Below are 25,031 nucleotides of genomic sequence, written 5' to 3'. Positions count from 1 at the left end.
TCCGTTGAGCGGGTGCTGCCCGTTGAGCAGGTGCTGTCCGTTGAGCGGGTGCTATCCGTTCAGGGCGCGCAGATGGTCACGCAGCCCGGTGCCGAACGCTGTGGGTGTGCCGTCGTAGCTGCTGATCAGGGACGGTCCGGAGGAGCAGTCCCAGGTGTTCCAGGTCCAGCCGAGATACGACAGACCGCGGTCGTCGAACCACTTCATGACCTGGTCGATGAATCCGTGCGAGCAGGTGTTCTCGCCGATCTCCCCCGCTACCAGGGGGACTTGGGCGGCCACCGGGGCGAGCGTGGAGTTCCAGCAGCTGTCGTTGGCACAGGTGTTGAAGTTGTACACATGCCAGGCGGCGGCGAGATTGCCCGCCGGGTCGCCGGGCTTGTACGTCAGCCACTGGCTGAGGTCGTTCGAGTAGGCGATGCCACCGGCCAGGATGAGGTTGGTGGCGCCGGTGGCCCGGACGCTGTCGACGAGATCCTGCATACCGGCGACCTCGTACCCGATGCCGGGGCAGTTGCCGCCGTCCCGCCAGCACTGCCACGCCTGGGTGGTCGTGGCGGTGGCGCGGTCCGGGTAGGGCTCGTTGAACAGGTCGAAGACGACGGTGGGGTCGCTCTTGAAGGTGTTCGCCACCGAGGCCCAGAAGGAGGGCGTGTACTGCATGTCGGGCATCGGTTTCTGGCAGCTGGCGTGCACGTCGGAGCAGCCGGCGGAGTTGCCGGTGTACTGCCCGTAGGTCCAGTGGAGTTCGACCACGGGTGTCATGCCGTGGGCCTTGACCTTGGAGACCAGGTCCTTGACGGCGTTGACGTAGTTCGCCCCGGCGTAGGCCGGGTTGATGTTGGACAGGCCGAGCCAGCACTCCTCGTTGAGAGGAATGCGGACCGTGTTCGCCTTCCAGTCGGCGATCGCCTGCACGGAGGCGTCGTCGACCGGGCCGTCGAAGATGCCACGGCCCTGGACGCACATGAACTCGCCGCCGGACCGGTTCACCCCGAGCAGTCGGCGTGTTGTGCCGCCCGCGTCCACGAGTTTGTTGCCGGACACGCGCAGCGCGGGGGGTGTGCCGTCACCGGGGTCCGACGGGGGGTCCGTGGGCTCCGGTGTGGGTGCGGTGTCCGTGTTGCAGGCCGTGCCGTTGAGCTTGAACGACGTGGGTACGGCGTTGCTCCCGGACCAGGACGCGATGAATCCGGCGCTGACGCTCGCGCCGCTCGCCAACGAGCCGTTGTAGCTCTCGTTGGAGGCGGTGACCGTCGTACCGGACTGGGACCACTTCGCGTTCCAGCCCTGGGTGAGCTCCTGACCGCCGGCGAAGTCGAAGGCGAGGCTCCAACTACTCACGGCAGCAGCGTTGTTGGTGATTTGCACGGAGCCCTGGAAGCCGCTGTCCCACTGGCTGGTGACGGAGTACTCCACCGAGCACGCGGGGGTGGCACCGGACGCCGTGACCACCGGAACCGTCACGGACCCGATGAGGGCAACCGCTCCGGCGACGACTACTGCTATTCCCCGGGGGACAACCCCCGGACCCCCGGCAGAAGAACGAGCCGGCCGACGTGACCGGTGCGTTCGACGCGAGGCGAACCTGAGTAAAGGTACTGAACGCGGGGGGTGTCGCATGAGCGACTCCTTGCAGATCAGCGCGTCGTTACGGACGCGTCGACTGATGGAATCGCTCCCACTGGTGTCAACGAAGCTAGCGCCAAGTGACGGCAAAGAACAGAGGGGTCACTTGACTTTTCCTCAACCACATCCGTCGAATCTTTTCGACTCTTCAAGCACCTTGACCCTTCGAACCCTCGTCCCCACTATGGGAGCGCTCCCACTGGTTCAAGCCTTGACTTCTCCGAGCCGCACAAGGAGGAACCAGCAATGCCCCCCACGAGGAGACGCCGGGCTGTCCGGCGAATGTGGACCGCTGTCGTGGCGGCCCTGGCACTGCCCTTCGCGATGCTGAGCGCTGGTTCAACTCCCGCACAAGCAGCGGCAGTTCAGTGCAGTGTCGACTACAAGACCAATGACTGGGGCTCCGGTTTCACCGCGGATCTGACGATCACCAACCGCGGCACGGACGCCATCAACGGCTGGACGCTGACGTACGGCTACGCCGGCAACCAGAAGCTGAGCAACGGCTGGAACGGCACCTGGTCGCAGTCCGGACAGGCGGTCACCGTCACCAACGCCACGTACAACGCGAACATCGCCGCGGGCGCCGCCGTCACCACCGGCGCGCAGTTCACCTACAGCGGCAGCAACGCGGCCCCGACGAACTTCGCGATCAACGGCACCAGTTGTGTCGGCGCACACCAACCGCCGATCACCGTACTGACCAGCCCGGCCGCCGGGGCGGTCTACACCCAGGGCACCGCGGTCCCGCTCGCCGCGACGGCCGCCGCCGCGGACAACGCCACCATCAGCAAGATGGAGTTCTACGACAACACCACGCTGCTCGGCACCGACACGACAGCGCCGTACTCGCTCTCGGTCTCAAGTTTGACCGTGGGCAGTCATTCCCTGCTCGCGAAGGCGTACGACAGCCTGGGCGCCTCCGGTGAGTCCACGCCGGTCGGCATCACGGTCGTATCGGGGCCCGCGGTCGTCGCGTCGGCCACCCAACTCGCCGTCCAGCAGGGCAAGACGGGCACCTACACCGTGAAGCTGTCGACACAGCCCTCGGCCAACGTGACCGTCACGACCGCCCGCGCGAGCGGCAACTCGGGGCTGACGGTCACCGGCGGGGCCTCGCTCACCTTCACCCCGTCGAACTGGAACACCGCGCAGACGGTGACCATCACCGGCAACGCCTCCGGCACGGGCGCGGCGACCTTCGAGTCGACGGCGACGGGTCATGCGAAGGCTTCGGTGACGGTCACCCAGATCGCGGCGGCGGGTGAATACGACGCCAGGTTCCTGGAGTTGTACGGCAAGATCACCAACCCGGCGAACGGCTACTTCTCCCCCGAGGGCATCCCCTACCACTCGGTCGAGACGCTGATCGTCGAGGCGCCGGACCAGGGCCACGAGACCACGTCGGAGGCGTACAGCTACCTCCTGTGGCTCCAGGCCATGTACGGCAAGGTGACGGGCGACTGGTCCAAGTTCAACGGCGCCTGGGACATCATGGAGAAGTACATGATCCCCACGCACGCCGACCAGCCGACCAACTCCTTCTACAACGCGTCGAAGCCGGCGACCTACGCGCCCGAGCTGGACACGCCGAACGAGTATCCGGCGAAGCTGGACCCCGGAGTGTCGGTGGGTTCGGATCCGATCGCCGGTGAACTGAAGACCGCATACGGCACGGACGACGTCTACGGTATGCACTGGCTACAGGACGTCGACAACGTCTACGGCTACGGCAACTCGCCCGGCAAGTGTGAGGCGGGACCGACGGACACGGGACCGTCGTACATCAACACCTTCCAGCGCGGTGCGCAGGAGTCGGTGTGGGAGACGGTGCCGCAGCCGACGTGTGACCAGTTCAAGTACGGCGGCACGAACGGGTACCTGGACCTCTTCACCGGTGACGCCTCCTACGCCAAGCAGTGGAAGTTCACCAACGCCCCGGACGCCGACGCACGTGCCGTGCAGGCCGCCTACTGGGCCGACACCTGGGCCAAGGAGCAGGGCAAGGGATCCGATGTCTCCGCGACCGTCGGCAAGGCTGCGAAGATGGGCGACTATCTGCGCTACGCCATGTACGACAAGTACTTCAAGAAGATCGGCAACTGTGTCGGGCCGTCCACCTGTGCGGCCGGTACCGGCAAGGACGCCTCGTCGTACCTGCTGTCCTGGTACTACGCGTGGGGCGGCGCCACCGACACCTCGGCGGGCTGGGCCTGGCGCATCGGCTCCAGCCACATGCACGGCGGCTACCAGAACCCGATGGCCGCGTACGCGCTGAGCTCCTACGCCGATCTGAAGCCCAAGTCGGCGACGGGCGCGGCGGACTGGAACACCTCGCTGACCCGGCAGCTGGAGTTCTACCGCTGGCTGCAGTCCAACGAGGGTGCCATCGCGGGCGGTGCGACGAACAGCTGGGCGGGCCGTTACGCGACTCCCCCGGCCGGTACGTCGACCTTCTACGGCATGTACTACGACCAGCAGCCCGTCTACCACGACCCGCCGTCCAACCAGTGGTTCGGCTTCCAGGCGTGGTCGATGGAGCGGGTGGCCGAGTACTACCAGCAGACGGGGAACGCGCAGGCCAAGGCGGTCCTCGACAAGTGGGTGGACTGGGCGCTGTCCAAGACGACCATCAACCCGGACGGCACGTACCAGATCCCGTCGACGCTTCAGTGGTCGGGCCAGCCCGACACCTGGAACGCGTCAAGTCCCGGTGCCAACAGCGGGCTTCACGTCACGGTCGCCGACTACACGAATGACGTCGGCGTGACGGCCGCGTACGCCAAGACCCTGACGTACTACGCGGACCGCAGTGGTGACACCCAGGCCGCGTCCACGGCCAAGGCGCTGCTGGACGGCATGTGGGACAACTACCAGGACGCCCTGGGCATCGCCGTCCCGGAGAACCGGGCGGACTACAACCGGTTCGACGACTCGGTGTACGTGCCGAGCGGTTGGACCGGGAGCATGCCGAACGGGGACGCGATCAACTCGTCGTCGACCTTCGATTCGATCCGGTCGTTCTATGAGGACGACCCGGCCTGGTCGAAGATCGAGGCGTATCTCGCGGGCGGTGCGGTGCCGTCGTTCACGTATCACCGGTTCTGGGCTCAGGCGGACATCGCCCTGGCCATGGGTTCGTACGCGGAGCTTCTCGAATAACCAGCCCCCGCCGGGCGCTCCGCGGGTTGCGCCGTGTTCGACTGCGGGTCCGTTGTGGCTGGTCGCGCCCGCGCGGCAGCCGCAAATGAACGCAGCCCCGCGCCCCTGAGGGGTGCGCCAGTGCACGGCGTTTCCTCGGAACCGCCTGAAAAGGCTCCGCGCACGAGGCCCCGTCTCCGGACGGCGGGGCCGACCGGCCGGGCGGCCCCCACCCGCACTGGGGGTCGCCCGGCAACTCTCGCACCGCATGGAAAGCGCTTACCCCCACATGCTCCCCTCCCCTTCCGGAAAGGACTCCGCCGTGCGAAGAACCCGCATCCTCACGGCCGTGCTCACGCTCGCGGCCGGGCTGCTCGCCGGTACCCCGCCGGCACTGGCGGCCGACAGCACCGCGAAGGTCTCGCTCGCCGCCGACACGTACACCTGGAAGAACGCCCGGATCGACGGGGGCGGCTTCGTCCCCGGGATCGTGTTCAACCGCAAGGAGAAGAACCTGGCCTACGCCCGTACGGACATCGGCGGGGCCTATCGCTGGCAGGAGTCGTCGAAGACCTGGACGCCGCTGCTGGACTCGGTCGGGTGGGACGACTGGGGGCACACCGGTGTGGTGAGCCTGGCGTCCGACTCGGTTGATCCGAACAAGGTGTACGCGGCCGTCGGGACGTACACCAACAGCTGGGACCCGAAGAACGGCGCGATCCTGCGCTCGTCGGACCGGGGCGCCGGCTGGCAGAAGACCGACCTGCCCTTCAAGCTCGGCGGCAACATGCCGGGGCGGGGCATGGGTGAACGGCTGGCCGTCGACCCGAACAAGAACAGCGTGCTGTATCTGGGCGCGCCCAGCGGCAAGGGGCTGTGGCGGTCGACCGACTCGGGCGTCAGCTGGTCGCAGGTGACGAACTTCCCCAACGTCGGCAACTACCAGCAGGATCCGAGCGACACCAGCGGCTACGCCAGTGACAACCAGGGCATCGTCTGGGTCACCTTCGACGAGTCGACGGGGACGGCCGGGACCGCCACCCGGGCGATCTACGTCGGGGTCGCCGATCTCCAGAACTCGGTGTACCGATCGACGGACGGCGGCGCGACCTGGAGCCGGCTCGCGGGGCAGCCGACGGGGTACCTGGCGCACAAGGGTGTCCTGGACGCGGTGAACGGCTCTCTGTATCTCTCGTACAGCGACAAGAGCGGACCGTACGACGGCGGCAAGGGCCAGTTGTGGCGGTACGCGACGGCGACCGGCACCTGGACGAACATCAGCCCGGTCGCGGAGGCCGACACCTACTACGGGTTCAGCGGTCTGACGGTGGACCGGCAGAAGCCCGGCACGGTCATGGCGACCGCGTACAGCTCCTGGTGGCCGGACACCCAGATCTTCCGCTCCACGGACAGCGGGGCGACCTGGACGCGGGCTTGGGACTACACGTCGTACCCCAACCGCGCGAACCGCTACACGATGGACGTGTCGTCGTCTCCCTGGCTGACGTGGGACGCGAACCTGTCGCCGCCGGAGCAGACGCCGAAGCTCGGGTGGATGACGGAGTCGATGGAGATCGACCCGTTCAACTCGAACCGGATGATGTACGGGACGGGGGCGACGGTCTACGGCACCGAGAACCTCACCAACTGGGACTCCGGCAGCCAGTTCACCATCAAGCCGATGGTGCAGGGCCTGGAGGAGACGGCGGTCAACGACCTCGCCTCGCCGCCCTCGGGTGCCCCATTGCTCAGCGCGCTCGGTGACATCGGCGGGTTCCGGCACACCGACCTCACCAAAGTCCCGTCGATGATGTTCACTTCGCCGAACTTCACCACGACCACCAGCCTCGACTTCGCCGAGACGAACCCGAACACGGTGGTGCGGGTGGGCAATCTGGACTCGGGTCCGCACATCGCGTTCTCGACGGACAACGGGGCCAACTGGTTCGCGGGGACCGACCCTTCGGGCGTGAGCGGCGGCGGGACGGTGGCCGCGGCGTCGGACGGCAGCCGGTTCGTGTGGAGTCCGGCCGGCGCGGGTGTGCAGTACACGACGGGCTTCGGCTCGTCCTGGTCGGCGTCGAGCGGGATCCCGGCGGGCGCGACCGTAGAATCCGACCGGGTGGACCCGAGGACCTTCTACGGCTTCAAGTCGGGGAAGTTCTACGTGAGCACGGACGGCGGAGCGACCTTCACAGCGTCCGCTGCGACCGGCCTCCCGAGCGGTGACAGTGTGCGCTTCAAGGCACTGCCGGGTGCGAAGGGCGATGTGTGGCTGGCCGGCGGGGCGACCGACGGGGCGTACGGCCTGTGGCATTCCACCGACTCCGGCGCGAGCTGGACCAAGCTGTCCAACGTCGAGCAGGCCGACGCGATCGGCTTCGGGAAGGCGGCGACGGGGGCGTCGTACCAGACCCTGTTCACCAGCGCGAAGATCGGCGGTGTCCGGGGCATCTTCCGCTCGACCGACAAGGGCGCGACCTGGACCCGTGTCAACGACGATGCCCACCAGTGGGGTTGGACCGGAGCGGCCATCACCGGTGACCCTCGCGTGTACGGGCGGGTGTACGTCTCTACCAACGGCCGGGGCGTGATCTACGGCGACACCTCCGACACGAGCGGCGGAGGTGACGGCGGGGGCGGCACCGACCCGACGGAGCCAACCCCGACGGGTGCGTGCACGGTTACCTACAAGATCACCAACCAGTGGTCGGGTGGCTTCCAGGCGGACGTCCAGCTCACCAACACGGGCACCACGGCCTGGTCCGGCTGGTCCCTCATCTGGACCTTCCCCAACGGCCAGACGATCTCTCAGATCTGGAACGCGGAGTCCACCCTGTCGGGTTCGACGGTCACGGCCAAGAACGTCGGCTGGAACGCCAATGTGGCCTCCGGCTCGTCCGTGAGCTTCGGCTTCACGGGCAACTGGTCGGGCACGAACGGCAAACCGACGGCGTTCAAGGCGGGCGACCAGAGCTGCACGGTGGTGTGACGCAGGCCCTCGGGTGCCGTCGACCGACGGCACCCGATCAGTCCCGTCGCCGCCGTGCGTTCTCGTCGTCGGGGTTCGGCGGCCTGCGCAGGAAGGGGAACCGGTCCTGGGCCTGATCCGGCCTCGACCACGTGCGGTAGTCGGCCGGCCGCACCATCTCGATTCGCCGGAGATCAGCCGGCTGGAAGTCGGCGAAGTTGAAACCGCTCAGCTGCATGAGGTCTTCCAGCATGCGTTGCGACAGCTCTGGAGTGAGTTCCTCAGCGGCACCCTCCGCACCCCATCGAACCACGTGCTCGGCGGCCCTGGTCAGCCCGTCGGCTGACGCTCCCGGGAAGGCCAGGGCCAGGGAGGTCCGGACGATCTCGATCGCGTCTTCGGAGCGCATGTCACCGCCGCCTTTCGCACACGAGGCACAGCCCCACCTGTGCCGTCATCAGCAGGGCGAGGCGACTGGAGCCCTGGGCCTGTCTGAGGCACTCATGACGGTCCAGATCAGCGTACTGCTGGGTCGAGACCATGTCCCGGACGAAGACTTCCCAATGATCCTGGGCGCGGTCCCAGTCATTGCGGTGAGCGACTCGTACCCAGGCGTCCACGAAGTCCTGCTGGGCGATCGGGCCGTGGAAGTATCCGCGCAGGTCGTCGATGAGTCCCGGGGGTTTCAGCCGCTGCCCCCACCGCCTTTGGCGAAACAGCGTCTCGGTGGAGATCGACTTTGTGCTGCCGATCCGGGTCGCGATCACATGTCCGGCGAACCCGCCGATGATGGCGGGGACAAGCAACCAGCCGAGGAGGGACGGTGCCCAGAGGATGTCGGTGCTGGGCGGGTCCATGAGAGTGAACGCGTGGTACACCTCGCTGGGCGAGGTGGAGTTGGCGGCGTAGACATAGAGCGCGATCGCTCCGGCTAGCATGGGGACACCCCAGTCGATCATCCACTGGGTGACGCCTTTCAGGGCCTTGCGAGAGCGCCAGACCCGTCGCAACCGCCGTCGGGTTCCGAATTTCACCGGTGCCAGTTTCAGGTCAGGCGGAATCGGGATAGGGCCAGTGAGCAATGAACTCCCCCGTACTTATGCGCAGTTCGTATGCATGGCCGCCTGTGTCCCCCAAGTGACCATTCGGAGGCTGATTGTGCATCACATGGTGCCGAGTCGGCCACCGATTCCCGTGGGCGCGCACCTGTCGAGGCACGCACCCACGGTTGTGCTCACGGTGTGTACACCACCGGCCTGGGTGCCGTGGCCATCCCGTTGCCGATGAAGAAGCTCGGGTGCGGGGGCTGGTTGTAAGCGGTGTTCTGCCAGGCCAGGCCTGTGCGGTACATCGTGTCGTGGAGGAGGGTCGTGATCTTCGTCGTCGTCTCGTACGGCGTCGAGTAGATCCGCAGGGCCGTGTTGTCCGAGGTCGGCCAGACGACCTCCTCTCGCCAGTCGCCCAGGACGTCGCCGGAGAGGGACGGTGTCGCCTTCGTGCTGTTGTTGGAGTGGACCGACGCGCCGGTCAGCAGGCGGGTGTCCGACGAGGTGCCGTACTTGTCGATGTGGGTGCCGTCGAGCAGTTCGCGGATCGTGTCGCCGTCCCACCAGGAAAGGAAGTTGACGGAGGACGGCTCGCGGCCCTTCGTGGCGCCCGCCTCGTCGCGGACGGCGGAGTCGGAGGCCGACCATACCTCCGCGCCGTCGTTGCCGGCCCAGATGTCACCGGCGACTCCGCGGCCGTTGTCGCAGCACGCGGCCAGGCTCCAGTTGACCGTGCCGTTGGCCGGGTTGATGTAGAGCTCGGCGGGCTGGGAAGTCGACTCCGAGACCTTGAAGTACTCCAGGCCCGCGTGGGACGGGTCCAGGTCGCCCAGGTGCTGGGCGTCGCCGTGGCCCGTCTTCGTGGTCCACAGCCCGTTGCCGTTGTCGTCGACCGCCATGGCGCCGTACACGATCTCGTCCTTGCCGTCACCGTCCACGTCCCCGACGGACAGACTGTGCGAGCCCTGACCGTCGTAGCCCTTGCCGGTGTTGGTCGAGGAGTTGGTGTCGAAGGTCCAGCGGCGGGTGAAGGTTCCGCCCCGCCAGTCCCAGGCCGCGATCACCGTACGGGTGTAGTAGCCGCGCGCCATGATGAGCGACGGGCGGGCGCCGTCCAGGTACGCCGTTCCCGCGAGGAAGCGGTCCACCCGGTTGCCGTAGGAGTCGCCCCACGACGACACCGTGCCGCGCGCCGGGACGTAGTCGACGGTCTGCATCGCCTTGCCGGTCTGGCCGTTGAACATGGTCAGGTACTCGGGGCCGGACAGGACATAGCCGCTGGAGTTGCGGTAGTCGGCCGAGGAACTGCCGATCACCGCGCCGGTCCCGTCGACCGTGCCGTCCGCCGTCTTCATGGCGACCTCGGCCTTGCCGTCGCCGTCGTAGTCGTACGCCTGGAACTGCGTGTAGTGCGCGCCGGAGCGGATGTTGCGGCCCAGGTCGATGCGCCAGAGGCGGGTGCCGTCGAGCTTGACGCCGTCGAGGATCGTGTTGCCGGTGTAGCCGGACTGGGAGTTGTCCTTGGCGTTGGTCGGCTGCCACTTGAGGACGAAGTCCAGTGCCCCGTCGCCGTCGAGGTCGGCGACGGAGGCGTCGTTCGCCTCGTAGGTGTACGCCACCCCGTCCGGGGTCGTTCCGCCGGCGGGCGGGCTGATGGGAACGTCCTTGTATCCGGTGCGGAGTTGGACAGCGTGGACCGAGTCGGCCTGCTCCACACCGCCGACGATCGCGCGGACCGTGTAGTCGGCCTGGGAGGGCGCGCCGGAGTGGAAGTAGTTCGTGGAGCCGGTGATCGGGGTCGAGTTGACCTTCGTACCGGCGCGGTAGACGTTGAAGGAGACGTCGTTCGGGTCGGTGCCGAGCCAGCGCCAGCTGACCAGGTTGCCGGCGTCGGTGTGGACGCTGACGACGCCCCGGTCGAGCTTCTCGACCTGGCGGGCGGTGGCGGCCTCGGCGGTGCCGGGCGACAGCGCGGTCAGGCCGGCGGCCACGAGAGCCACGGCGGCGGTCGTCGCCGAGAGCAGGGCTCGGCGTCTGCGATGCAGATGCGAGTGCGAGTGCGGGTGCGGGTGCGGGTGCTGCACGGGGTGAACCTCCGAAGCAGTGAGGACGGACGGGTTCCGCACACTCAGTCGCCGCACAGGGAAGGCGAGTTGCCGTATCTTTCGGCCAGTTCGGCGATCGTTCGGGCCATGCGTGCGCGCAGCAACTTCAGTCGGCCTTCCGGAACGCACGGAGGCTGAACACCGGGTCGGCGCGCGGGAGTTCCTGGTCCGGGAGTGTCTCAAGGCGGGCGGCGAACCGTTCGGTGAGCGGATCGCCGGGCGGCAGCCGGGTGAACCAGCCGCGCCGCAGATCGGCGGCCGTACGCCGGGGGCTGCGGCCCTGACCGCGGCCGGGGAAGCGGGCCTGGCCGACCGGGTGCAGCAGGTGCACGGCGGCGTACGACGTCACGAGCGGCGCCGCGTCCGGGGCCGGGCGGCGCGGGCGCGGGGCGAGGACGGCGTCGATGTCGCTGCCGACGTCGTGGGCGGCGGCCTTGTCGACGGTGGTGACGTACACCCCGCCGGGGCTCAGGACCCGGGCGCACTCGGCGACCACCGCGCGGGCGTCCTCGGGGCGGTCAAAGAGGTGCAGCAGCCACACGCTGGTGACGGCGTCGAAGGCCCCGTCGGGGAACGGCAGCGCGCGGCCATCGGCGAGGACGATCGCGCCCGGCAGCCGTACGGCGGCCATACGGGCCATGCCGTACGTCAGGTCGGCGCCCGTCACCCGGGTCGCGGGCCGTGCGGCGGCGAGCCTGCGGGTGACGATGCCGGTGCCACAGGCCACGTCGAGGAGCCGGCGGGTGTCGGACGGGATCAGGCCGAGTACGGCGTCGGCGGCCGCGGCGGCCCTGGGCTCACCGCCGCGGGTGGCGTCGTAGGCGTCGGCCTCCTTGTCGTAGTCGAGCACGGCCTCACTGGGCCCCGTGACCGGGGGCGAGCGCCTCCACCCGCTGCGCGAGCTCGAAGTCCTTCTCCGTGACGGCGCCGCCCGCGCTGTGCGTGTGCACGGACAGCGAGACCGTGTTGTAGCCGAGGGTGAGGTCGGAGTGGTGGTCGAGCTCCTCCTGGACCTGGGCGATGTGCACGACCATCGCGGTCGCGGCGAAGTGCGTGCCGAGCCGGTACGCGCGGGTGAGGCGGCCGTCGGCGGCGGACCAGCCGGGCAGTTCCGCGAGCCGGTCCTCGATCTCCTTCTGCGACAGGGGTTCGACGGGCATGACCTCGCTCCTTCCTGGATGTCGGGGTATGTGTCCAGGCTGCCACAGCCGTCCCGCGACGGCTTCGCTCACGCGGGCCCGAGGAGCCACCCGCGCACCCGCACGGCCGCGAGGTCGTCGGCGAGTACGGCGGTCCTGGCGCGGCCCTCGACCCGCTGGACCCACTCGTGCGGCAGGGTGTGGTCGCCGTACCGGGCGCCGAGGAGATTGCCGCAGATGGCGCCGGTGGAGTCGCTGTCACCGGAGTGGTTGACGGACATCAGCAGCTTGGTCTCGACGCGGCCCGGATACAGCGCGCAGAAGACGGCGATGGCCAGCGCCTCCTCGGCGACCCAGCCCGCGCCGAGCCGCTGGACCCGCTCAGGCGGTGCGACCGAGCGGTCCCCCGCTTCGGTGACGGCCTGCTCCAGGGCGGCGGTGGTCTCCTCGTGGCCGGGGTAGCGGGACAGCAGGCGCATGGCGCGCAGCACCGCGCCCTCCATGGAGTCCCCGGCGACCAGGTTGGCGATGATCGCGGCGAAGGCGCCCGCCGCGTAGTAGCCGGTGGGGTGGCCGTGGGTGATCTGGGCGGCGCGGGCGGCCATCTGGAAGGCGACGTGGTCGTACTCGGCGATGAGACCGAAGGGTGCCGAACGCATCACCGCGCCGCAGCCCTTGGAGTCGGGGTTGACCTCGCCGGGCTTGCCGTCGAGGGGGCGCCACCGGTCGGGCGCGTGGCCCTGGGCGACGCCGGACAGACAGGCGTTGCCCGGTGCCCGGCGGGCGTACAGCCAGTCCTCGGTGACCAGGCCGTCCGCGGGGCCGGTCGACGGGGGTGCGGTCCCCGGGCCGGCCAGGGACTGGGTCCGCAGCCAGCGCTCGTAGGCGTGGAGCATCATCTCGGGCCAGCGGTCGGAGATGTCCCCCGCCCTTCTGCGGTCGGAGCGGTCGCCCTTCCTTTCGAAGGCGTACGCCTCGATCAGGGCCTCGGCGGTGAACAGGGTCATCTGGGTGTCGTCGCTGATCCGGCCCACCGCGCCGTGCGGGCCCGGCACCAGGTCGGTCACCCCGTGGGGTCCGTGGATGTGGCGGATCCGCTCGATGTCCGCGAACTCGACCGGAAGGCCGAGCGCGTCGCCGATCGCCCCGCCCAGCAGGCTGCCCCGCACCCTGGCGCGGTACAGCGCCGCCCCGTCCTTCATCCACGGCCCGTCCATGCGTCCACTCCTCGGCTACGGTCGTACGTATGACCATTGTCCACTCCGGTACGACCACCCCTTCCGACCAGGGTGTCGGTCCGCTCCTGCGGGCCTGGCGGGAGCAACGACGGGTCAGCCAGCTGGAGTTGGCGCTACGGGCGGACTCCAGCGCCCGGCACATCAGCTTCGTCGAGACGGGACGCTCACGGCCGAGCGAGGAGATGGTGCTGCGGCTGGCCGAGCATCTGGAGGTGCCGGTGCGGGAGCGCAACGCGCTGCTGCTGGCGGCGGGTTACGCCCCGCGCTTCCCGGAGACCCCCCTGGACGACCCGGCGCTGGACGCCGTGCGCGAGGGGATCGAGCGGCTGATCCAGGGCTACGAGCCCTATCCCGCGCTGGTGTTCGACGCCTCGTACCATGTCGTGGCCGCCAACCGGGGCATCACGATGCTCCTCGGCGGTATCCCGGAGTCCCTGCTCCGGCCCCCGCTGAACACCATGCGGCTCACCCTGCACCCGCAGGGTCTCGCCCCGCGCATCCTCAACCTGCGGGAGTGGCGCGGACATCTGCTGGACCAGATGCGCCGCCAGATCGCCCTGCGCCGCTCCGAGCAACTGCGTGAGCTGTACGAGGAGGTGGCGGCCTATCCGGTGCCTGAGCCCGAGGGCGACGACTCCCAACAGAGCGAACCCGCACCGTACTTCGCGCTGCCGATGCGGATCGAGCACGAGGGCAGGACGCTGTCGTTCATCTCGTCCACCTCGACCTTCAACACCCCCATGGACGTGACCGTGGCCGAACTGGCCATCGAGACGTTCCTCCCGGCCGACCCGGCGACGGTCAAGTACCTTCAGACACTGATGCTCTGACGGAGCTTCAGCGCGGCGTACTGGAGCAGCGCGAACCCGGCGACGGTGACCGCCTGGAGCACGGTCCACACCGCACCGGCCGTGCTCGGCGACAGCCACAGTCCGAGGGCGGCACAGCTCAGAGCGGCCCACAGGAGATTTTCGCCTCGACGACAGCGCGCACGGCGAGCGCGGGCGGGCGGCCGCGCAAGGCGAGCAGGCCCACGACGGCGCCGTACGCCACGAGAAGGGCCCCGAGTCCGAGCAGCAACCCGGAGCCGACGCCGAGGAACCGGGCGACCGGCCCGTACAGGACGAGATACACGAGACCGTTCGCGCCGGTCACCATCGCGTCCAGAGCGAGGAAGCGACGCAGCACGGTGTGCGGGTCGGTGGTGCGGGCGAGCGCGGCGAGCTGGGTCGCGGACATGACGAGTAACCCTCCGTCGAGTTCGAAAGCAAGGGGTCGGCAGCAAGGGGTCGGAACGAGGCAGCGGTGCGGCGGATCCCGGGCCGGAGTGCGCCGGCCCGGAACCCTTGGCCACCACCCTCCCGCGCGCTCGCGCACCCGTCGATTACGCGGGAGGTAATGAAGGAAGCGCTCGTGACCGGTGAGACTGACACGGGAACATGACACACTGCACGCGAACTTCGACGCGTAGGGGAGGCGTGGCGTGAGTGAGCGGCGGCCTGCGCCGACCGTGGGTCAGGTGGTGCTCGGCAGACGGCTTCAGGAACTGCGGGAGGCGGCCGGCCTCAAGCGCGAGGAGGCCGCGCAGGTGCTGCGGGTGGCCCCCGCGACCGTGCGGCGGATGGAAATGGCCGAGGTCGCCCTGAAGATCCCTTATGTCCAGGTACTCCTGGAGACCTACGGTGTTCCGGAGGAACAGTCCGAGGCCTTCGTGCAGCTGGCCGAGGAGGCGAACAAGCCGGGCTGGTGGCAGCGGTTCCACGACGTGCTGCCGGAGTGGTTCAGCCTGTACGTGAGCCTGGAGGGAGCGGCCCGGATCATCCGTTCCTACGAACCGCACTTCGTGCCCGGACTGCTGCAGACGGAGGGCTACGCGCGTGCCGTCATGGAGGCCGGGACGATCCGACAGGCCGGCCCCGACGCGCTGGAGCGGCACGTGTCACTGCGGATCGAACGGCAGCGGCTGCTGGAACGCCCCAACCCGCCCCACTTGTGGGCGATCATGGACGAGACGGTGCTGCGCCGCCCGGTGAGCATCCGCGCCGAGGTGATGCGTGAACAGCTCGACAAACTCCTGGAGTTCGCGGAGCGCGACCGGGTCACACTCCAGGTGTGCGAGTTCGAGGAGGGGCCGCACCCGGGGACGTACGCGCCCTTCTCGCTGTTCCGCTTCGCCGAGCCGGAGCTGCCCGACATGGTCTTCACCGAGTACCTGACCGGTGCGCTGTACCTCGACTCCCGCCAGGAGGTCGCCACGCACCTGGAGGTCCTGGACCATATGTCGGCGCGGGCCGCGTCGGCGGAACGGACCAAGAAGCTGCTGCGGGAGTGCCGTGAGGACTTCTGAGCGGGCAGCACGACATCACAGGGGAGAAGACACCGCATGACCGGATCCGACGCGCCCGGAATCGACACGAGCCGCCCGCACCCGGCGCGGGTGTACGACTGGTGGCTGGGCGGCAAGGACAACTACCCGGTGGACGAGGCACTGGCCCGCCGGATCCTCGCCGTGGACGGCACGGTGGTGCGCGGGGCGCGCGCCAACCGCCGTTTCATGCAGCGGGCGGTGCGGACGGCCGCCGAGGCCGGGATCCGCCAGTTCCTGGACATCGGCACCGGTATCCCCACCGAGCCCAATCTGCACCAGGTCGCCCAGGGCGTGGCCCCGGAGTCGAAGGTGGTGTACGCGGACAACGACCCGATCGTGCTCCGGCACGCGCAGGCCCTGCTGCACAGCGCCCCCGAGGGGTCCACGAACTATGTGCAGGCCGACGTCCGCGAGCCGGACACCATCCTGCGGCCGGCCGCCGAGACCCTGGACTTCTCACAGCCCGTGGCGCTGTCCCTGGTGGCGCTCACCCACTACCTGGACGACGACGCGTACGGCCTGGTCGAACGGTACGTCGGCGAGCTCACCCCGGGCAGCTTTCTGATCCTCTCGCAGGTCACGCCCGATCTGAACCCCGTCGCCATCGAGAAGGCCGCCGAGCAGTTCCGCCGCAGCGGCACGCCCTTCCACCCCCGCTCGCTCGCCGAGTTCTCCCGCTTCTTCGACGGTCTGGAGCTCCTTGGCCCCGGCGTGATCCCGGTGTCCGGCTGGCGTCCGGAGCCGGTGGACGTGGCGGTCCAGGCGGAGGGCATCGTGCCGGTGTACGCGGGGGTCGCACGCAAGGTCTGACCCGTACGGGCGCCGCCGACGGGTGCGCTCTTCTGCCCGGCCCTAGGTTCGAAGGAGCCGCGGGCAAGCAAGGGAGCGCATGTGACCGACACCGGCATACCGCCGAGGGAGCCCGGCGCGGCGCTGCTGCGGGCGGGGCGGTTCTTCCGTCCCGGCAAGGCGGCCCCCGACCTGCACAGCATCGGGCTGACCGGCGGCCGGGAGGCGGACGCCTGCTACCGGGACCGCTGGAGCCACGACAAGGTCGTGAACTCCAGGCACGGCGTGAACTGCACGGGTTCGTACCGCTGGAAGGTGTACGTCAAGGACGGCATCATCACCTGGGAGACCCAGCAGACGGACTTTCCGTCGGTGGGCCCCGACCGCCCCGAGTACGAGCCCCGCGGATGCCCCCGCGGCGCCGCCTTCTCCTGGTACACCTACTCCCCCACCCGGGTCCGCTCCACGTACGTCCGCGGTGTCCTCCTCGACCTGTACCGCGAGGCCATCGCGCGTACCGGCGGCCCGGCCCTGGCCTGGGCGGACCTCCAGGCCGACCCCGAGCGCCGGAGCCGCTACCAGCGGGCCCGCGGCAAGGGCGGACTGGTCCGGGCGACCTGGGACGAGGCGGTCGAGACCGTCACCGCCGCCCACGTCCACACCATCAAGGAGAAAAGCTGGCCGCGATGCGCGCCCATATGCGGGCGATCAACTTCGGTGAGGAGCCGGACGCCGCGGTCGCCAGGGCGGTCGGCATGAAGCCCGACGAGATCGAGGAGATGTACCGGCTGCTGGCGATCGCCAAGTACGAGGACCGGTACGTGATTCCGACGGCGGCGGTCGGGGACGCGCGACGGCTTGAGGAGTCGGCGCTGCCGGACGGATGCAGCCTCGACTACGCGGACGGACCCGGCATGGGCGGCGACGGGCCGTTCGGCCAGGACTCGGGGCAGGGACGCAGACAGCTGCCGCTGGTGTCGGTGGAGAACTTCCACGCGCTGCGCCGACGGCAGACCACCGACGACGCTGAGGAGGCCCAGATGCCCTCGGATGCGGTGCTGTACCAGGCGGCGGCGCTCTGCCTGACGTATCCCGACGCTGACTTCCGCGCGCGGCTGCCCCTGCTGCGCGAAGCGGCCCCGCAACTGCGGGAGTTCGTCGACCACGCGGCGGTGACGCCCGCGCAGGTACTGGAGGCGCACTACGTCCAGGTCTTCGACTTCAAGAACCGGCACAGTCTGTATCTGAGCTGGTGGCAGGACGGGGACACCCGGCGCCGCGGGATGTCGCTGGTCCGCTTCAAGGACCTCTACCGGGCGGCCGGACTGGAGTTCACCGGCGAGGAGTTGCCCGACTTCCTGCCGGCGGTACTGGAGTTCACGGCCCGCACCGGCGACACCGGTCTGCTCACCGAGCACCGCGACGGCCTGGAGCAACTCCGCTCCCGGCTCACCGACTTCGGCACGCCGTACGCCTCCGTCCTGGACGCCGTGTGCGCCGCACTGCCGAACGGGATGCGCTCATGACATGACCACACTTCTCTGGGCCGTCCTGCCGTATCTCACGCTCGCCCTGCTCGTCGCCGGCCTGCTCCGGCGCCACCGCTACGACAAGTACGGCTGGACGACCCGCTCCTCCCAGATCTACGAGTCGCGACTCCTGAACGTGGCCTCCAACGCCTTCCACCTCTTCTCGCTGTGCGGCGGAACGGCGTCGTGTACCGCAGCCGCGACCCCAGGCAGTTGGGGTCGCGGCCGGAGCGGCGGGGGTGGGAGAAGACGGAGGTCTGACGGGTCTCAGGCGGCTCCGCCCTTCTGGTCCCGCTCGTCGTCCACGATCTCCGCGTCGACCACGCCTTCTTCCTCCTGGGGTGCGGCGGACCCGTCCTCGGTCGGGGGCTGCTGCTGGGCCTGGGCCTGGGCGTACATCGCCTGGCCCATCTTCTGGCTGACGGAGGCCAGCTTCTCCACGCCGTCACGGAGGGCGCTGGTGTCGGCGTTCTCCTCCAGGAGACGTTTCAGGTCCGCGACCGCCGACTCGACCTCCGTCTTCGTGTCGGCGGGGACCTTGTCGCCGTTCTCGCGGACGAACTTCTCGGTCTGGTAGACGAGTTGCTCGGCCTGGTTGCGGGTCTCTGCGGCCTCCCGGCGGTTGCGGTCCTCCTCGGCGTACTGTTCGGCCTCGCGCATCATGCGGTCGATGTCGTCCTTGGGGAGCGCCGAGCCGCCGGTCACCGTCATCTTCTGTTCGCGTCCGGTCGCCAGGTCCTTCGCCGAGACGTGCATGATCCCGTTCGCGTCGATGTCGAAGGCGACCTCGATCTGCGGGACGCCCCGCGGCGCGGGCGGCAGGCCGGTGAGGTCGAAGACGCCGAGCTTCTTGTTGTACGCGGCGATCTCGCGCTCGCCCTGGTACACCTGGATGCCGACGGAGGGCTGGTTGTCGGTCGCGGTGGTGAAGATCTCCGAACGGCGGGTGGGGATCGTGGTGTTGCGTTCGATGAGCTTCGTCATGATGCCGCCCTTGGTCTCGATGCCCAGGGACAGCGGGGTGACATCGAGGAGGAGCACGTCCTTCACGTCGCCGCGGATGACGCCCGCCTGGAGCGCCGCGCCGACCGCCACGACCTCGTCCGGGTTGACCCCCTTGTGCGGGTCCTTGCCGGTGAGTTCCTTGACGAGGTCGGTCACCGCGGGCATCCGCGTCGAGCCGCCGACGAGGATCACGTGGTCGATCGCGGCGAGCTTGATGCCGGCGTCCTTGACCGCCTGGTGGAAGGGGGTCTTGCAGCGGTCGAGGAGATCGGCGGTGAGCTCCTGGAACTGGGCGCGGGTCAGCTTCTCGTCGAGATGCAGGGGGCCCTCGGCGGAGGCGGTGATGTAGGGCAGGTTGATCGTGGTCTCCGAGGACGAGGACAGCTCGATCTTCGCCTTCTCGGCCCCCTCGCGCAGCCGCTGCAGCGCCATCTTGTCCTTGCCGAGGTCGATGCCGTACTGCCCCTGGAACTTCTTCACGAGATGCTCGACGACCCGCTGGTCCCAGTCGTCGCCGCCGAGGTGTGTGTCGCCGTTGGTCGCCTTGACCTCGATGACCCCGTCACCGATCTCCAGCAGGGACACGTCGAAGGTGCCGCCGCCGAGGTCGAAGACCAGGACCGTCTGTTCCTCGCCCCGGTCGAGGCCGTACGCCAGCGCCGCCGCCGTGGGCTCGTTGATGATCCTCAGGACCTTCAGGCCCGCGATCTCCCCGGCCTCCTTGGTGGCCTGCCGCTGGGCGTCGTCGAAGTAGGCGGGCACGGTGATCACGGCGTCGGTGACGTCCTCGCCGAGGTAGGACTCCGCATCCCGCTTCAGTTTCTGCAGGACCCGCGCGGACAGCTCCTGCGCCCGGTACCGGGTGCCGTCGATGTCGCCCTGGTCCGGGAAACGCCAGCTCCCGTCGCCCATGTACCGCTTCACGGAGCGCGCGGTGCGCTCGACGTTCGTCACGGCCTGCCGTTTGGCGACCTCGCCCACCAGCACCTCGCCGTTCTTGGCGAAGGCCACGACCGACGGTGTGGTCCTGGCCCCCTCCGCGTTGGCGACGACAGTGGGTTCACCGCCCTCCAGCACGGCCACCACCGAGTTCGTGGTTCCCAGATCGATCCCGACCGCACGTCCCATCACTGTCCCCTTCCGCCAGGGAGCTTCCCGCACTCCAGCACAAAACTTGAGTGCGGATCTGTCAATGGGACGGGTACCCCAGGGAGCGCTCCTCGCTCGGCTCTCCCCGCAGCGCGACGGCCCGCCGCGGCCGGTCGGTGATCAGGACGTCCACCCGGGGGTGGCCGAGGAAGGCCCGCATCAGGGTGTCGTCGTTGACGGTCCAGACCATGGTGAACAGGTCGTGCCGGACCGCCTCGCGCAGCACGTTGGCCCGGGCCAGCCGCTGGTGCACGGCCACCCCGCTCGCGCCGCAGGCGCGCACCCGGCGCATCGGCAGGAGCTCGCTCAGCCGGACGCCGGCCAGCCGGGAGCGGGCGATCTCCTTGCCGTCCCGTCCCAGCGACAGCGCCGTGCGAACCCGGGGGAAGGCCCGCGCGATGGCCGCTACGGAACGGTCCTCCAGCGTGGTGGCGACGAAGCCGTCCTCGCCCAGCAGTGCGACCGCCCGGTCGATCAGCTCACGCTCGTAGCCGGTCTCCTTGAGGTCCAGGTGGCCGGCCATCCGCCCCGCGATCAGGGCCATGACCTCGTCGACGACCGGCACGGGATATCCGGCCCGCTCGCTGAGCTCGGCATACGGGATCCCGGACAGCGGCGGCCCGCCCGGCCCCACCCGGGGATCGTGGTAGACGACGAGGACCCCGTCGGCCGTACGCCGGATGTCGAACTCGACGTACTCGGCTCCGGAGCGGATCGCGTCCTCGTACGCCTCCCAGGTCGCGGCACCGGCATGCTCGGAACCGCCTCGGTGGGCGGAGACGGCGGGTCGTCGGGACATACGGCGGTCAGCTTCCGGACGGTGGGCGCTGGGCGGGGATCGGGGCGGTCGGGGTCAGCAGGGGGCCGGAGCGTCTGCCGGTGCGGATGATCCGGACGTATCCGATCACGGCGAGCACGAGGAAGGGGACCCAGGCCAGGAGGTACGCCGGGAGGTACCGCGCGTCGAAGATGGAGAGGTGGGAGTTCACGGTCTTGGCGTTGACGCCGAAGAACGCGAGCAGCAGCGTCGGCGGCAGGGCGATCAGCGTGGCGATCGCGACCAGCACGGACACCGTGCGGTCCCGGCGGTCGTCGCGCTCCGAGAGTTCGGCGTCCAGGGCCGCGGAGCGGGCACTGATCACCGAGGTCAGCCGCTCCACCATGCGGGCCGAGTTGTCCAGGCTATCCCGGATGCCGAGCGCGTCACGCAGGGAGGACTGGAAGGCCTCCATGACCATCTCCGGGATCAGCAGACTGTCGACGTACGCCTCCACACCGAAGGCCAGGTCCAGCTGGAGCTCGTTGACCCCCGCGGACAGCTGCGAGATCAGCGAACGGATCTCGTACGGCGAACTCGCCGAGGCCTGCTGGTTCGCGCGCATGGCCTCGAACGCGGCCAGCCGCGTGCGCTGGAGGACGGCGAGCGCGGAGACCATGCCGATGGCGACCAGGGTCAGACCGTTCTCCACGTGCTCGGCCCAGCCGGCGTGGACGGAGACACCGCGGCCGTGCGCGGAGAGGGTGGTGCCGTGGTTCCTGAGATTGGGCGCCTGAGACGTGGCCATCCTGCCGCGGTAGACGATCTCGTTCAGCACTACCGACTGCCCGGCCGCGTCGGCGCCGAGCAGCTCCTCACGCAACTCTCCGCCGGGGAAGACGAGTTGGTGGACGTTCTGACCGAAGGCGAGCGGCTCCCGGGGCGCGAGGCGCTGCCCCAGCACCTCGAGCAGGGGCCGGGCGCCGAGCGCGATCAGGTCCCGGTCGAAGCAGGTGTCGGCGAGCCACGCGGCAAGGGCGTCGGGGGGCGTCGGACCGGTGAACTCGCAGTCCAGGACGAGGGTGATGTCACCGCGCGGGGTGGCGAGAACGGCGAACTCGGCCGACGCCAGGGCGAGTCCGTGGTCTCCGTGGGGCAGCCGTAGCTCCCCGGGCGCCACGTCCTCCACAAGCACCGGCACGGGAAGCACCGCCTCGCTGGACTTCAGGTGCAGGGCGAAGCGGCCGAAGTCGAACCGGTCGACGAGGCTGCCGAGCGAAGGTCTCTGCTGGTCCAGGCTGCCGCTGAGGCTGAACAGCACCAGGACCCGGGTGAGTTGACGGGTCCCGGAGTCGAGTCCCGCCGTGCCGCTGGACGTTGCCGGAATCATCGCGCCCCTTCCCACACCCTGGATTTCGTACCCGGGCCAGGCAGCGCGCAGACCGCCCCGGACAGGCGGCCTGCGCGACCTGGTGCCCTAGGGTTCAGGCGAGCTTCGCGTCCAGAGTGATCGGCACGCTCTTCAGGGCCTGGCTGACCGGGCAGTTGGTCTTGGCGTCGCCCGCGGCGGCGGCGAAGCCCTCCTCGTCCAGGCCCGGCACGGTGCCCTCGACGGTGAGGTGGATGCCCGTGATGCCCTCACCCGGCTGGAAGGTGACGTCGGCCGAGGTGACGAGCTTGGTGGGCGGGGTGCCCGCGCCGTTCAGGGCGTGCGACAGCGCCATGGAGAAGCAGCTGGAGTGTGCGGCGGCGATCAGCTCCTCGGGGCTGGTCTTGCCGTTCGCGTCCTCGGAGCGCGAGGCCCAAGTGACCGGCTGTGCCTCGATGGCACCGGAGGAGTCGAAGTTGACGACACCGCTCCCCTCAAGGAGGTTGCCTTCCCAGACGGTGTGTGCGGAGCGCGTGGTAGCCACGATCAGTCCTTTCCTGTGGTCCCGCTGACGGGGAGTTCGGGAACCATCCGATCACACTACGGCTCAGCTCACGCGAACGACCGGCCCACGTGCGGTGAACGGCTTCAGCGCAGACGGGCTATGCGGCCTTCTTCTGCGCCCTCGCCAACGGCACCTGGGGGCCTCCCGCTTCGTCGAGCCACCCGCGCAACACCTGGTGCATGCGCTCGGCCCCGGCGAGTTCCTCCGGCGGAGCGGACAGGGCGAGCGGTGACAACAGGAAGGGTTTGGCCTGCGCGCCCCCCAGACCACCGTGCGAGCCGATCTGCTCCTCGAAGGCGAGCACCTCCCCCTCCGCCGGGTCGTACCAGGAGTTGACCATGATGTCGGCGGTGTGCGGAAAGGTGTGCGTACGCCGTACCGCCTCGACCGCACCGGGCCCGAAGTCGGCCAACGGGCCGGGCCTCCCATCGAGTTGGTCGAGCGGGATCTCCGTGCCGAACGGCCCGAGCACCACCCCGCCGTGCTCCTCACTGCGCACCAGGAGGAACCCGATCCCGGGATGGTTGGCGAGGGTGGTCAACAGAGCGGGGTGCCGCGCGTCGATCTCCTCCTTGCTCATCCGGTGGTGCACGTCCGGGAAGGACACGAGCCCGAGGTTCCCGGAGGCGAGCACGATCGGCTCGGAGCCACGCGCGGGCCGGTACTCCTCGCGCCCCTCCTTGCCCGGCCGCCGCAGCGCGGCACGGACGGCGGCGCGCGCCTCCGCCCCGCTGTGGGTGCGCTCGGCCTTGCGCGGCACGGGCAGCCCGCAGCCCGCCCGGACCAGGTCGCCGAGGGTGAGCCCGTAGCGGGTGCGGAAGGTCTCGCCGGGGCTCTGGCCATGGTCGGAGAGGACGACGATCCGGTACGGCCGCGGGGCGTGCTCGGCGACGTTCTCGATCAGCGCGAGCGAGCGGTCCAGGCGCTCCAGGACCTTCGCGGCGTCACGGCCGGTCGGTCCGGAGTGGTGGGCGACCTCGTCGTAGGCGACGAGGTCGGCGTAGACGGCCGTACGCCCCGCGAGTATGTCACCCATGACGGCGGCGACCACCACGTCCCGCTCGACGACGGTCGCGAAGGCGCGGACGAAGGGGTACAGGCCCCCGCGGCCCACCCGCGGGCGTTCCTTGCGGGCCCGGGCGCGGGTCGACTGGCCGATCTCACGGCCGACCTCGGCGACGAAGGACATGGCGGTGCGGACCGCGTTGGCGGGGTCGGAGAAGTAGGCGAAGTAGCCCGCCCGGGAGCGGGTCTCGCGGCTGCGGCGGCGGGTGGCGATGGACAGGACGAGGGCCTGCTCCTCGGCGCCGCCGGAGAAGAGGTTGCCGCGGCTGGCGCCGTCGACGGCGAGCAGTCCGCCGTGTCCCGCCTGCTCCACGGCCCGGCGCTGGAGTTCGACGGCGCCGGTCGGGCGGTTGCAGACCATCACCTCGCCGCGGTCCTTCTCGTACCAGCGGAAGGCGGGGACGTCGTGGTTGCTGCCGTGCAGGATGCCGAGCTGGCTGGCGCCGGTCTGGCTGGACCAGTCGGTGCGCCAGGAGGTGAGCCGGTGGGTGGGGCGTGCCCGGCGGCCGGGGGTGGCGACCTGGCCCGTCCAGCGGGCGATCGTCGGCATCAGGCCCTTGCCGACAGCGGCCAGCAGGACGTCGTGGCCGACGCCGTCGAGCTGGAGGAAGACCGTGCCGGGGGTGGCCGGGCCCAACGGGCGGCCCCTGCGGCGGCGGTCGGCGAGCCGGTAGAGGCGGCGCCGGTAGGCGTCGTCGTCCCGCACGGCGAGGGCACCGCCGGTGGCGGAGGCGACGGCGGACATCACGGCGGCGACCACGACCGCGGTCTCCGGGGCGGCGTCACCGCGCTCGGCGGGGTTCAGACGCAGGGCGAGCAGCAGCAGGGCGCCGTTGAGGAAGAAGACGAGGAGCCCGAGCACCAGGGTCGGCACGAGCAGGAACAGCCGTACGAGGAGAGGCCATACGACGGCCGACAGGACACCGAAGGCCCCGGCGCCGAACGCGGCGGTGACGGCGATCCGGGTCGCGCTGTCACCGGTCGGGGACTGGAGCCTGAAGTCCGGCAGGATGCCGGCCAGCACGAGCATCGTGAGCGTCGAGACGGCCCACACCGTGACGCTCCGCCCGACCTGACTGGCGACCCGCCGCCACCGCCCTGCAAGCACTCCCCGCCCACCTCACGTCCCGGCCCGTCGTCGCTGCGGGCGCTGGGACCAGCGTGTC

The 25,031-nt window shown here is 69.7% G+C and carries 18 protein-coding genes and 4 pseudogenes; 9 read left to right on the top strand and 13 right to left on the bottom strand.

Features of this window, described 5'->3' with window-relative positions; all coding sequences use genetic code 11:
• Positions 1–51: 51 nt before the first annotated feature.
• On the bottom strand, positions 52–1,467 hold the full coding sequence (locus ACI2L1_RS32470) for a cellulase family glycosylhydrolase (protein ID WP_404742983.1): 1,416 nt from the start codon (positions 1,465–1,467) through the stop codon (positions 52–54).
• Between the two features lie 408 nt (positions 1,468–1,875).
• On the opposite strand from ACI2L1_RS32470, the gene ACI2L1_RS32465 reads away from it, so the two are divergent.
• Together ACI2L1_RS32465 and ACI2L1_RS32460 are read left to right on the top strand one after the other, a co-directional pair.
• Entirely contained in the window at positions 1,876–4,791 is a 2,916-nt protein-coding gene (locus ACI2L1_RS32465; protein WP_404742982.1) for a glycoside hydrolase family 48 protein, read from the top strand.
• 301 nt (positions 4,792–5,092) lie between these two features.
• Positions 5,093–7,762, top strand: a complete 2,670-nt coding sequence (locus tag ACI2L1_RS32460; RefSeq protein WP_404742981.1) for a cellulose binding domain-containing protein — start codon at positions 5,093–5,095, stop codon at positions 7,760–7,762.
• Positions 7,763–7,799: 37 nt separating this feature from the next.
• Here the strand turns inward: ACI2L1_RS32460 and ACI2L1_RS32455 are convergent, their stop codons facing one another.
• The 6 genes from ACI2L1_RS32455 to ACI2L1_RS32430 form a co-directional block, all read right to left on the bottom strand.
• Complete coding sequence (locus ACI2L1_RS32455) at positions 7,800–8,150, bottom strand: hypothetical protein (RefSeq protein ID WP_404742980.1); 351 nt, start codon at positions 8,148–8,150, stop codon at positions 7,800–7,802.
• A 1-nt stretch (position 8,151) separates the two neighbouring features.
• A complete protein-coding gene (locus tag ACI2L1_RS32450; RefSeq protein ID WP_404743002.1) occupies positions 8,152–8,700 on the bottom strand; it encodes a DUF6313 family protein in 549 nt (182 codons plus the stop codon).
• 275 nt (positions 8,701–8,975) lie between these two features.
• Positions 8,976–10,871, bottom strand: a complete 1,896-nt coding sequence (locus ACI2L1_RS32445; protein ID WP_404742979.1) for a rhamnogalacturonan lyase — start codon at positions 10,869–10,871, stop codon at positions 8,976–8,978.
• Positions 10,872–10,998: 127 nt separating this feature from the next.
• Positions 10,999–11,742 carry a class I SAM-dependent methyltransferase gene (locus ACI2L1_RS32440; protein ID WP_404742978.1) on the bottom strand — a complete coding sequence of 248 codons (744 nt, stop codon included), beginning with the start codon at positions 11,740–11,742 and terminating at the stop codon, positions 10,999–11,001.
• Positions 11,743–11,746: 4 nt separating this feature from the next.
• Complete coding sequence (locus ACI2L1_RS32435) at positions 11,747–12,052, bottom strand: 4a-hydroxytetrahydrobiopterin dehydratase (RefSeq protein WP_404742977.1); 306 nt, start codon at positions 12,050–12,052, stop codon at positions 11,747–11,749.
• A 68-nt stretch (positions 12,053–12,120) separates the two neighbouring features.
• Positions 12,121–13,248 carry an ADP-ribosylglycohydrolase family protein gene (locus ACI2L1_RS32430; RefSeq protein WP_404742976.1) on the bottom strand — a complete coding sequence of 376 codons (1,128 nt, stop codon included), beginning with the start codon at positions 13,246–13,248 and terminating at the stop codon, positions 12,121–12,123.
• A gap of 29 nt (positions 13,249–13,277) precedes the next feature.
• On the opposite strand from ACI2L1_RS32430, the gene ACI2L1_RS32425 reads away from it, so the two are divergent.
• A complete protein-coding gene (locus ACI2L1_RS32425) occupies positions 13,278–14,099 on the top strand; it encodes a helix-turn-helix domain-containing protein (RefSeq protein WP_404742975.1) in 822 nt (273 codons plus the stop codon).
• Here the strand turns inward: ACI2L1_RS32425 and ACI2L1_RS32420 are convergent.
• A pseudogene (locus ACI2L1_RS32420) lies at positions 14,081–14,508 on the bottom strand (hypothetical protein). The gene ACI2L1_RS32425 and the pseudogene ACI2L1_RS32420 overlap by 19 nt on opposite strands.
• 244 nt (positions 14,509–14,752) lie before the next feature.
• On the opposite strand from ACI2L1_RS32420, the gene ACI2L1_RS32415 reads away from it, so the two are divergent.
• From ACI2L1_RS32415 to ACI2L1_RS32390, 6 genes and pseudogenes are all read left to right on the top strand, one after another.
• Positions 14,753–15,616, top strand: a complete 864-nt coding sequence (locus ACI2L1_RS32415; protein WP_404742974.1) for a helix-turn-helix domain-containing protein — start codon at positions 14,753–14,755, stop codon at positions 15,614–15,616.
• 36 nt (positions 15,617–15,652) lie between these two features.
• On the top strand, positions 15,653–16,447 hold the full coding sequence (locus ACI2L1_RS32410) for an SAM-dependent methyltransferase (RefSeq protein ID WP_404742973.1): 795 nt from the start codon (positions 15,653–15,655) through the stop codon (positions 16,445–16,447).
• Between the two features lie 81 nt (positions 16,448–16,528).
• Positions 16,529–17,095 (top strand): annotated as a pseudogene (locus tag ACI2L1_RS32405) (nitrate reductase subunit alpha); the annotation flags it as partial.
• A gap of 2 nt (positions 17,096–17,097) precedes the next feature.
• A pseudogene (gene narY, locus ACI2L1_RS32400) lies at positions 17,098–17,460 on the top strand (nitrate reductase subunit beta); the annotation flags it as partial.
• A 6-nt stretch (positions 17,461–17,466) separates the two neighbouring features.
• Positions 17,467–17,952 carry a nitrate reductase molybdenum cofactor assembly chaperone gene (gene narJ / locus ACI2L1_RS32395; protein ID WP_404743001.1) on the top strand — a complete coding sequence of 162 codons (486 nt, stop codon included), beginning with the start codon at positions 17,467–17,469 and terminating at the stop codon, positions 17,950–17,952.
• Between the two features lies 1 nt (position 17,953).
• Positions 17,954–18,172, top strand: a pseudogene (locus tag ACI2L1_RS32390) (respiratory nitrate reductase subunit gamma); the annotation flags it as partial.
• A gap of 50 nt (positions 18,173–18,222) precedes the next feature.
• On the opposite strand, the gene dnaK reads toward ACI2L1_RS32390, so the two are convergent.
• From dnaK to ACI2L1_RS32365, 5 genes are all read right to left on the bottom strand, one after another.
• Positions 18,223–20,088: a molecular chaperone DnaK gene (gene dnaK, locus ACI2L1_RS32385; protein WP_404742972.1), complete on the bottom strand. Its 1,866-nt coding sequence runs from the start codon at positions 20,086–20,088 to the stop codon at positions 18,223–18,225.
• A gap of 61 nt (positions 20,089–20,149) precedes the next feature.
• Positions 20,150–20,908: a glycerophosphodiester phosphodiesterase family protein gene (locus ACI2L1_RS32380; RefSeq protein WP_404742971.1), complete on the bottom strand. Its 759-nt coding sequence runs from the start codon at positions 20,906–20,908 to the stop codon at positions 20,150–20,152.
• A gap of 7 nt (positions 20,909–20,915) precedes the next feature.
• On the bottom strand, positions 20,916–22,256 hold the full coding sequence (locus tag ACI2L1_RS32375; RefSeq protein WP_404742970.1) for a hypothetical protein: 1,341 nt from the start codon (positions 22,254–22,256) through the stop codon (positions 20,916–20,918).
• Between the two features lie 94 nt (positions 22,257–22,350).
• On the bottom strand, positions 22,351–22,779 hold the full coding sequence (locus ACI2L1_RS32370; RefSeq protein ID WP_404742969.1) for an OsmC family protein: 429 nt from the start codon (positions 22,777–22,779) through the stop codon (positions 22,351–22,353).
• 118 nt (positions 22,780–22,897) lie between these two features.
• Positions 22,898–24,895: a phage holin family protein gene (locus ACI2L1_RS32365; RefSeq protein ID WP_404743000.1), complete on the bottom strand. Its 1,998-nt coding sequence runs from the start codon at positions 24,893–24,895 to the stop codon at positions 22,898–22,900.
• Positions 24,896–25,031 lie beyond the last annotated feature (136 nt).

The organism is Streptomyces sp. NPDC019531 (assembly GCF_044903305.1).
Taxonomy (GTDB): Bacteria; Actinomycetota; Actinomycetes; order Streptomycetales; family Streptomycetaceae; genus Streptomyces.
Note: the sequence above shows the minus strand (reverse complement) of the source record. Positions and strands in the feature narration are given on the sequence as shown.

What these genes read in the sequence shown, in the direction of transcription:
- ACI2L1_RS32465 (WP_404742982.1), top strand. Translation starts at nt 1,876, where the DNA reads ATGCCCCCCACGAGGAGACGCCGGGCTGTCCGGCGAATGTGGACCGCT.
- ACI2L1_RS32450 (WP_404743002.1), bottom strand. Translation starts at nt 8,700, where the DNA reads ATGATCGACTGGGGTGTCCCCATGCTAGCCGGAGCGATCGCGCTCTAT.
- dnaK (WP_404742972.1), bottom strand. Translation starts at nt 20,088, where the DNA reads ATGGGACGTGCGGTCGGGATCGATCTGGGAACCACGAACTCGGTGGTG.
- ACI2L1_RS32425 (WP_404742975.1), top strand. Translation starts at nt 13,278, where the DNA reads ATGACCATTGTCCACTCCGGTACGACCACCCCTTCCGACCAGGGTGTC.
- ACI2L1_RS32455 (WP_404742980.1), bottom strand. Translation starts at nt 8,150, where the DNA reads ATGCGCTCCGAAGACGCGATCGAGATCGTCCGGACCTCCCTGGCCCTG.
- ACI2L1_RS32375 (WP_404742970.1), bottom strand. Translation starts at nt 22,256, where the DNA reads ATGATTCCGGCAACGTCCAGCGGCACGGCGGGACTCGACTCCGGGACC.
- ACI2L1_RS32380 (WP_404742971.1), bottom strand. Translation starts at nt 20,908, where the DNA reads ATGTCCCGACGACCCGCCGTCTCCGCCCACCGAGGCGGTTCCGAGCAT.
- ACI2L1_RS32365 (WP_404743000.1), bottom strand. Translation starts at nt 24,895, where the DNA reads ATGCTCGTGCTGGCCGGCATCCTGCCGGACTTCAGGCTCCAGTCCCCG.
- narJ (WP_404743001.1), top strand. Translation starts at nt 17,467, where the DNA reads ATGCCCTCGGATGCGGTGCTGTACCAGGCGGCGGCGCTCTGCCTGACG.
- ACI2L1_RS32410 (WP_404742973.1), top strand. Translation starts at nt 15,653, where the DNA reads ATGACCGGATCCGACGCGCCCGGAATCGACACGAGCCGCCCGCACCCG.
- ACI2L1_RS32435 (WP_404742977.1), bottom strand. Translation starts at nt 12,052, where the DNA reads ATGCCCGTCGAACCCCTGTCGCAGAAGGAGATCGAGGACCGGCTCGCG.
- ACI2L1_RS32430 (WP_404742976.1), bottom strand. Translation starts at nt 13,248, where the DNA reads ATGGACGGGCCGTGGATGAAGGACGGGGCGGCGCTGTACCGCGCCAGG.